This window comes from Limnohabitans sp. (genome assembly GCF_046052765.1).
In the GTDB taxonomy this organism is placed as follows: Bacteria; Pseudomonadota; Gammaproteobacteria; order Burkholderiales; family Burkholderiaceae_C; genus Limnohabitans.
In genome coordinates, this window is sequence record NZ_JAVLFQ010000015.1 from 1 (window position 1) to 7,872 (window position 7,872).

Below are 7,872 nucleotides of genomic sequence, written 5' to 3' on the forward strand. Positions count from 1 at the left end.
TCGTCGGCAGCGTCAGATGTGTATAAGAGACAGGGCCAAAACGGCGTGCCCGGAACCATCTTGGGTTTGCCCGAGGGCGTCGCTATTGAACACCGTGATGAACTTGATGCAGTGCAACGCATGATGCGCGAGATCACAGGCTGTACGGTCATTATTTACGACCAAACCTGCGCCACCGAAAAACGCCGACGCAGAAAGCGCGGCACCATGGTCGATCCAGCTGTTCGTGTGGTTATCAATGAGGCGGTGTGCGAGGGTTGCGGCGACTGCAGTACGCAAAGCAATTGCTTGAGCGTCGAGCCCTTGGAGACCGACTTCGGTCGCAAACGCACCATCAACCAAAGCACTTGCAACAAAGACCAAAGTTGTGTCAAAGGCTTTTGCCCTAGCTTTGTCACCGTCGAAGGCGGGCAGTTGCGCAAGAAAAACAAAGCCGACAACCGCCGCGATCCAGCGCAGCTCGGTGAATTGCCGGAGCCTGAACTGCCGTCGCTGACCCGCGGTGTTTACCCTGGCGGCTACGGTATCGTGGTTGCGGGAGTCGGTGGCACGGGTGTCATCACCATCGGGCAGTTGCTGGGCATGGCCGCGCACATTGAAGGCAAAGGCATCGTCACGCAGGACTCGGCAGGTCTGGCGCAAAAAGGCGGCGCCACTTGGAGCCATGTGTTGATTGCACAGCAGCAAGACGAGATTCGCACCACGCGCGTGTCCACCGCCGCCGCCGATTTGATATTGGGCTGCGACCCTATCGTCACTGCAGGCAAGGAAACCATGGTGCGCATGCGCCCCGGGCGCACCCGCGTGGCCATCAATGGTTTGGCCACACCGACAGCGGCGTTTGTGAAAAACGGCGCTTGGGCCAACCCCAGCGACAGTTGCCTGGAAGACATTCTGCAAGCGGTGGGTAACGAACCACGCAACATGGGATCGTTCGACGCCAACCAAGTGGCTACCCAGTTGCTCGGCGACAGCATCTTCATCAACCCCATGGTCATGGGCTATGCCTGGCAACGCGGCTGGATACCGCTCTCGCAAGATGCCATCATGCGTGCGATTGAACTCAACGGCGTGCAAGTGGAATCCAACCGCCTGGCGTTTTGGTGGGGCCGTTGGTGCGCGCACGACCTGGACAAAGTGCTGGCTTTGACGCAACCTATGCAAGTGGTGAACTTCAAAGCGCGCGAGTCGCTGCAAGCCATTTTGCAAAAACGCATGGGCTGGCTGGAGCAATACCAAGACAAGGCTTACGCCAAACAGTACATGGCGTTTGTGCAGGATGTGCAGCAAAAAACCTCGCCACAAGTGGCCGAGGCGGTGGCGCGTAATCTGTATAAATTGATGGCGTACAAAGACGAATACGAAGTCGCGCGCTTGCATGCAGACCCGGTGTTTTTAAAGCGCATAGCCGATCAGTTTGAAGGCGACTTCACCCTCAATTACCATTTGGCTCCGCCGTTGCTGGCCAAGAAAAATGACAAGGGTGAACTGGTCAAACAAAAATTTGGCCCGTCTATGTTGCTCGGCTTCAAGCTGTTGTCACGCTTGCGCTTTTTGCGAGGCGGTGCGTTTGACGTGTTCGGTTATACCGAAGAGCGCCGCACCGAGAGAGCGCTGATTGATGAATACAAAGCCAGCATCAGCGAATTGATGGCGACGTTTTCGCCAGACAAGCATTCGCTGGCATTGGAAATCGCACGTATTCCCGAAAAAATCAAAGGCTACGGCCATGTGAAAGAACGTCACTTGAAAGCCGCACGAGAACAATGGGATGGCTTATTGCATGCTTGGCGTGCTTGATGCCATAAAGCATTCGCTATGTAAGCAATGAAACATTGAGTACGCTTGGAGATGACGGACAGGCGTTTGGGGGTGTGGACACCGGCAGACCACAGGCTGCTGGGGAACAAAGGCCATACAGCCCTTAATTGCGCTTAGCCGACAAGAACGCCCGCTGACAGCAGGTTGCTTTAACTTTTACGTTGGTAGCGGTGTATTTCTATGGTCGAGTGCACGATTTCTTCGTGCACAGACAAACGCTGGCGCACCCGTTCAGGCGTCAACTCAGTTTCTTGCGTGACCACGGTCAGCGCACAAGAAAATACCTGCTTGCCGACACGCCACACATGCAAATCGGTGACCCGGGTTTGCGGGCTGGTTTCCACCGCCTCGCGGATTTCTTCCACTACGGGGTGGTCCATTTCACGGTCGAGCAACACCTTGCCAGTGTCGCCCAGCAAGCCGCGCGCCCAGACTGCTACCAGCACCGCGCCGACCAAACCCATGACCGGATCTAAACAGGACCAGCCGTACCACCAACCGCCGAGCAAGGCAACAATGGCCAGCACCGATGTGAACGCGTCTGCCATCACGTGCACATATGCAGATTTCAAATTCAGATCGTGGTGATGACCGCCGTGAGCGTGACCATGGTGTTGGTCGCGAGTGATTGCTATGGGTGGCTTTTCCTGCACAGCGTGTGCTTTATGCCTTGCTTGCGTAGAGCTGTGCTGGTTGGTGTCAAAGTGTGCAGGTTGCGCGATAGTTTGCGCTGTTTGTTGCGGCAGATGGTGCGCGCGTCCCAAAATCAATGCGCACACCACATTCACCACCAAACCGAGCACAGCCACCGCAATCGCCTCTGCGTATTGGATGGGTTGCGGCGACCAGATGCGTTCTAGCGAACCGAACACCATCATCAGCGCCACGCCTAGCAACACAATAGCGCTGGCAAACCCCGCCAGAATTTCTATTTTCCAACTGCCAAAAGCAAACCGCGGGTCGCGTGCGTACTTGCGCGCCGTCACATAAGCCGTGGCTGACAAACCGATGGCCAGCGCGTGCGAACTCATGTGCCAACCATCGGCCAGCAGCGCCATGGAGTTGAACCACCAACCGGCGACAATTTCAACAAACATCATGGCCAGTGTGATCCACATCACCAAGCGCGTGCCACGCTCTGCCGCCTGACTGCCTTCGTCAAACACGTGTTCGTGAAGCCAGTCGGAGAGGGAGTCGTTGTGCATATCAATCCGAAAGACTCATGGCCGCATGCGCCTGTTGATCCGCGTGGTAACTTGAGCGCACCATGGGCCCGACAGCAGCGTGAGTAAATCCCATGGCGTAAGCGCGGTCTTCAAACATTTTGAACGTATCAGGATGCACATAGCGCTTGACCTGTAAATGGTGGCTGCTCGGCGCTAAGTACTGACCCAGCGTCAACATGTCGATGCCGTGGTCGCGCATGTCTTGCATGCTGGTGAGTATTTCTTCATCCGTTTCACCCAGTCCTACCATCATGCCGCTTTTGGTCGGCACATTGGGAAACAGCGCTTTGAATTTTTTCAACAGGTTAAGGCTGAACGCATAGTCGCTGCCTGGGCGCGCTTCTTTGTACAAACGCGGCACGGTTTCCAGGTTGTGGTTCATCACGTCCGGCGGCGCTTCTTTCAAAATGTCCAATGCACGGTCGTCGCGGCCGCGAAAGTCGGGCACCAATACTTCAATTTGTGTCAGCGGCGAAAGTGCGCGGGTCTGGCGTATACAGTCGACAAAATGCGCCGCCCCGCCGTCACGCAAATCGTCGCGGTCCACGCTGGTGATGACCACATAGCGCAGTTTCAGCGCGGCAATCGTGTTGGCCAGGTTGACCGGTTCGTTCGCGTCCAGCGGGTCCGGGCGGCCGTGACCGACATCGCAAAATGGGCAGCGGCGCGTGCATTTATCGCCCATGATCATGAAGGTCGCTGTGCCATTGCCAAAGCATTCGCCGATATTCGGGCACGACGCTTCCTCGCAAACGGTCACGAGTTTGTTGGCGCGCAGTATGTCTTTGATTTCGCCAAAGCGTGAATTCGGCGAACTGGCTTTGACGCGAATCCAGTCTGGTTTTTTCAATGCTTCACCGCTGTGAACTACTTTCACTGGTATGCGCGACACCTTGTCAGATGACTTTTGCTTGGTGCTGGGGTCATAAGTCGGTGCGGTGTCGTGTGCTTTGGGTGCTGTCATGGTGACCTTGGGGTTAAGGCATGAAGGAATTGGACAATTTGCTTCCCAGCATATCTGCCACGTCTTGCCAACTGACGGCTACGCCGATTGTAAAAAGATCGGTGGTTGCGAGTCCTGCATAACCACAGGGGTTGATACGCGAAAAGGGCGACAAGTCCATGTGTACATTGAGCGCCACGCCATGGTAGGCGCAATGCCGGCTGACTTTGACGCCAAGCGCCGCTATTTTGGCCAAACCGCTGAAGTCAGGTGCCTTTGTTGGAAAACCGTGCTGTGGTCTGGAGGGCAGCAGCGCATGGTCAAAAGGCGCGTCAGGCCTGACATAAATGCCCGGAGCGCCAGCCACGCGGTGGCCAGTGACGCCAACATGTGCCAGCGTCTTCAACACGGCGTCCTCAATGCGGTACACGTATTCCTTGACGAAATAACCAGCGCGTTTCAAATCGATCAGCGCATAGGCCACCACCTGACCCGGCCCGTGGTAGGTGATCTGTCCGCCTCGGTTACTTGCCACCAAGGGAATATCAGTGGTTTGCAGCAAGTGCTCGGGTTTGCCGGCTTGACCTTGGGTGAACACCGGCGGATGCTCGCACAACCAGATTTCGTCAGGCGTGTGCTCATTGCGTCGAGCGGTGAAATCTTGCATCGCAAGCAGGCTGCTGGCGTAATCCTGCCGACCTTTGTGTATGACCAAGGGCAAATCAGAATTGCCCACTAAAGCACCACTTTCACCATGGGGTGGCTGCTCAAGGTGCGGTAAAGCTCATCGAGTTGCTCGCGGTTATGCATGCGCACGGTCAGGGTCAGCCCAAGGTATTTACCGCCTTTGCTTTCCCGCGTTTCAATCGAACTTTCCAGCCAAGACGGGTCGAATTGACGGGCCACAAAGCTGATCGCAGGAATGAAGCCGTCCACATTCAACCCCATGACTTTGATTGGAAAATCACAGGGGTATTCAATCAAACTGTCGTTGGTTCCGGCCATGGCTAGGGTTTTTTTAAGGGTAATTCGGGAAAGCCCTATAAGATACCCTACAATCAGTGGCTTTGCTGCAAAAGGGTTCCGTTGAGGATGACCGCGACAGATTCTTCTTTAGCCAGCAAAACGCATTCATCCGCAGACGGTGATGATGTGCTTCAGGAGCAGGAATTTCAACCCTGGAGTGCGCAACAAGCGCAGGCTTGGCGACAAAGTCAACCCGCGATGTCAGTCTGGCGGGTGTTGGCGGCGCAAATGTTGGTGGCTGTTTTACTGTCAACTACCGTCGCGCTTTGGTTCACAAGCGTTTCGCTTGGGTTGTCTTGGTTGTATGGCGCTTTGACGGTGGTTGTTCCCGCTGCGTTGTTTGCCCGAGGTTTGACTTCCCCAGCGGCTTCTCTCAATGCCATGACGGCAGCGATGAGTTTTGCGGCTTGGCAGGGAGTGAAATGGGTGTTGGCTGTGCTGCTTTTGGTGCTTGCACCGAGACTGCTGCCCGAATTAAGTTGGCCTGCCTTGTTGGCGGGCTTGATTGTGACGATGAAGGTGTATTGGTTGGCGTTGATTTGGGACAAACCCAAGTCTGTAGGTGCCACTGACACCGCTTTGTAAAGAGTTGAAAATGTCGGAAACAAGTACGCTGACTGCTGGAGATTACATAGGTCATCACCTGACCCATCTTCAAAGCAAGCCCATGGGCGGCGTGATTGACTTTTCAGTGGTCAATCTGGACTCGATTTTTTGGTCTGTGCTGCTTGGTTTGACGGGTTCTTTTTTCCTGTGGCGTGCCGCTCGTGCGGCCACGTCCGGTGTACCCGGGCGATTTCAGGCCGCAGTAGAAATACTGTTTGAAATGGTCGACACCCAGGCCAAGGGCATTGTGCACAACGCCCACAGCCGCAAGCTGGTGTCACCGCTGGCCTTGACCGTGTTTGTGTGGATCTTTTTGCTCAATAGCATGGACTTTTTGCCTGTCGATTTGTTTCACAAGGTGTTTGAGTGGACCGGCTTAGATCACAGCATCCATTATTTCCGGGTGGTCCCTACAGCTGATTTATCTACCACCTTGGGCATGTCTGTTTCTGTGTTGCTGATTTGCTTGTTCTACAACATCAAGATCAAAGGCGTGGGCGGTTGGTTACACGAACTCACCACCGCGCCATTTGGTGCGCATCCTGTGCTTTGGCCGATCAATTTCGGTTTTCAAATGATTGAATTTGTCGCTAAAACCGTGTCCCACGGTATGCGACTCTTTGGCAATATGTACGCAGGCGAACTCATCTTCATGCTGATTGCTCTCATGGGCAGCGCCGCTGCCATGAGCCTGAGCGGCATATTGCTGCCCATTGGCCACATCATCGCCGGCTCCATCTGGGCCATCTTCCACATACTGATTGTTGCGTTGCAAGCCTTTATTTTCATGATGTTGACTTTGGTCTACATCGGGCAAGCACACGACGCTCATTGATTTTTTTCTCAACCTTCCATCACCTTGCTTAGGAGCTTTTCATGGAACACGTACTTGGTTTAGTTGCACTTGCCTCAGGTCTGATCATTGGCCTGGGTGCCATCGGTGCTTGTATTGGTATTGGCATTATGGGTAGCAAATACCTCGAAGCTGCTGCACGTCAGCCCGAGCTGATGAACGAGCTGCAAACCAAAATGTTCTTGCTGGCTGGTTTGATTGACGCGGCTTTCCTGATTGGCGTAGGTATCGCCATGATGTTCGCCTTCGCGAATCCCTTCGTCCTCAAGTAATCCTTCCAACCGCCCATAGAGAGGTGTTGACGTGAGTATCAACGCAACCCTGTTTGTTCAAGCGATTGTTTTTGCGATTCTGGTCTGGTTCACGATGAAATTCGTGTGGCCGCCGATAGCAAATGCGCTGGATGAACGTGCTGAAAAAATCGCCCATGGCCTCAAAGCTGCGGAGCACGCGCACATTGAACTGACCAATGCCCACAAGCATGTGGAAGTGGAGTTGGCGAAAAATCGTTCAGATGCGGCGGCCCGCATTGCTGATGCTGAGCACCGCGCTTCAGTCATCATCGAAGAAGCCAAACACAAAGCCACTGAAGAAGCCAACAAAATCATTGCTGGCGCGCACATGGAGGCTGAACAAGCCATGCTCAAAAGCAAAGAACTGTTGCGTGACCATGTGGCAGTATTGGCGGTCAAAGGTGCCGAACAAATCCTGCGCAAAGAAGTCAATGCTTCTGTGCACGCAGATTTGTTGAGCCGCCTCAAAACTGAACTTTGAGGACACGACCCCATGGCTGAAATCGCAACCATTGCCCGCCCTTATGCCGAAGCCTTGTTCAAGGTTGTGCATGATCAGGCTGCGCAAGCTGTGGAATGGCTGGATGCTCTGGCTGTGGTTGCTGCTGACTCTGGTTTGCAGCAATTTGCCCATGACCCCAAAGTCAGTCACCGTCAGGTGCTGGAATTGATCGCGCATGTTGGTCCGAAAAACTTGCCTGCGGCAGCGGTTAACTTTTTGAGCGCGTTGGTAGAAAACGGTCGCTTGTCTGTGCTGCCTGAAATCGCCGTGCAGTTCCATGCGCTGGTAGATGCCCAAAGCGGTGTCCGCAAGGCCGTGGTGCACAGTGCCTTTCCCATCGAGGGCGCGGCCCTTGACGAATTGACCAAGGTGTTTGAAAAGCGCTTTGGCCACAAACTCAATGTGCAAGTGGCGCTCGAGCCCGAGCTCATTGGGGGCGTACGCGTGGTGGTCGGCGACGAGGTGCTCGACACCTCTGTCAAAGCCCGTCTTGAACAAATGAAAGTCGCGCTGACCGCCTGAGCAATCCCGCTCTTGCACATCAGCCTTACATAGGAAGAAGGAAAGAGTCATGCAACTCAATCCCGCAGAAATCTCTGAAC

Annotated in this window: 10 protein-coding genes; 6 read left to right on the top strand and 4 right to left on the bottom strand. The window is 54.5% G+C overall.

All coding sequences use genetic code 11. From position 1 onward, the window contains the following. Window positions 1-1,800: DUF6537 domain-containing protein (locus AC9UG7_RS01120; protein ID WP_509583246.1), on the top strand; the 1,800-nt coding region annotated here is incomplete at its 5' end. Window positions 1,801-1,970: 170 nt separating this feature from the next. Here the strand turns inward: AC9UG7_RS01120 and dmeF are convergent. The 4 genes from dmeF to AC9UG7_RS01140 all read right to left on the bottom strand — a co-directional run bounded on the left by dmeF (window position 1,971) and on the right by AC9UG7_RS01140 (window position 4,995). Next, window positions 1,971-3,026 (bottom strand): CDF family Co(II)/Ni(II) efflux transporter DmeF, encoded by a 1,056-nt coding sequence (dmeF, locus tag AC9UG7_RS01125; protein ID WP_509583247.1) that lies wholly within the window; start codon window positions 3,024-3,026, stop codon window positions 1,971-1,973. A 1-nt stretch (window position 3,027) separates the two neighbouring features. Beyond that, a complete protein-coding gene (gene lipA, locus AC9UG7_RS01130) occupies window positions 3,028-4,011 on the bottom strand; it encodes a lipoyl synthase (protein ID WP_509583249.1) in 984 nt (327 codons plus the stop codon). Window positions 4,012-4,024: 13 nt separating this feature from the next. Further along, window positions 4,025-4,657, bottom strand: a complete 633-nt coding sequence (gene lipB, locus AC9UG7_RS01135) for a lipoyl(octanoyl) transferase LipB (protein ID WP_509583260.1) — start codon at window positions 4,655-4,657, stop codon at window positions 4,025-4,027. Between the two features lie 68 nt (window positions 4,658-4,725). Continuing rightward, window positions 4,726-4,995 (bottom strand): HP0495 family protein, encoded by a 270-nt coding sequence (locus AC9UG7_RS01140; protein ID WP_509583251.1) that lies wholly within the window; start codon window positions 4,993-4,995, stop codon window positions 4,726-4,728. Window positions 4,996-5,082: 87 nt separating this feature from the next. On the opposite strand from AC9UG7_RS01140, the gene AC9UG7_RS01145 reads away from it, so the two are divergent. From AC9UG7_RS01145 to AC9UG7_RS01165, 5 genes are read left to right on the top strand one after another with little or no spacing between them, the layout of a single operon-like run. Continuing rightward, entirely contained in the window at window positions 5,083-5,601 is a 519-nt protein-coding gene (locus AC9UG7_RS01145) for an ATP synthase subunit I (protein ID WP_509583253.1), read from the top strand. 10 nt (window positions 5,602-5,611) lie between these two features. After that, complete coding sequence (atpB, locus tag AC9UG7_RS01150) at window positions 5,612-6,457, top strand: F0F1 ATP synthase subunit A (RefSeq protein ID WP_509583255.1); 846 nt, start codon at window positions 5,612-5,614, stop codon at window positions 6,455-6,457. A gap of 41 nt (window positions 6,458-6,498) precedes the next feature. Beyond that, window positions 6,499-6,747: a F0F1 ATP synthase subunit C gene (gene atpE / locus AC9UG7_RS01155; protein ID WP_506612828.1), complete on the top strand. Its 249-nt coding sequence runs from the start codon at window positions 6,499-6,501 to the stop codon at window positions 6,745-6,747. A 31-nt stretch (window positions 6,748-6,778) separates the two neighbouring features. After that, window positions 6,779-7,249 carry a F0F1 ATP synthase subunit B gene (locus AC9UG7_RS01160; protein ID WP_509583256.1) on the top strand — a complete coding sequence of 157 codons (471 nt, stop codon included), beginning with the start codon at window positions 6,779-6,781 and terminating at the stop codon, window positions 7,247-7,249. 12 nt (window positions 7,250-7,261) lie between these two features. Then, entirely contained in the window at window positions 7,262-7,792 is a 531-nt protein-coding gene (locus tag AC9UG7_RS01165) for a F0F1 ATP synthase subunit delta (RefSeq protein WP_509583258.1), read from the top strand. Window positions 7,793-7,872: the final 80 nt, after the last annotated feature.

What these genes read in the sequence shown, in the direction of transcription:
- dmeF (WP_509583247.1), bottom strand. Translation starts at nt 3,026, where the DNA reads ATGCACAACGACTCCCTCTCCGACTGGCTTCACGAACACGTGTTTGAC.
- lipA (WP_509583249.1), bottom strand. Translation starts at nt 4,011, where the DNA reads ATGACAGCACCCAAAGCACACGACACCGCACCGACTTATGACCCCAGC.
- lipB (WP_509583260.1), bottom strand. Translation starts at nt 4,657, where the DNA reads ATGCAAGATTTCACCGCTCGACGCAATGAGCACACGCCTGACGAAATC.
- AC9UG7_RS01140 (WP_509583251.1), bottom strand. Translation starts at nt 4,995, where the DNA reads ATGGCCGGAACCAACGACAGTTTGATTGAATACCCCTGTGATTTTCCA.
- AC9UG7_RS01145 (WP_509583253.1), top strand. Translation starts at nt 5,083, where the DNA reads ATGACCGCGACAGATTCTTCTTTAGCCAGCAAAACGCATTCATCCGCA.
- atpB (WP_509583255.1), top strand. Translation starts at nt 5,612, where the DNA reads ATGTCGGAAACAAGTACGCTGACTGCTGGAGATTACATAGGTCATCAC.
- atpE (WP_506612828.1), top strand. Translation starts at nt 6,499, where the DNA reads ATGGAACACGTACTTGGTTTAGTTGCACTTGCCTCAGGTCTGATCATT.
- AC9UG7_RS01165 (WP_509583258.1), top strand. Translation starts at nt 7,262, where the DNA reads ATGGCTGAAATCGCAACCATTGCCCGCCCTTATGCCGAAGCCTTGTTC.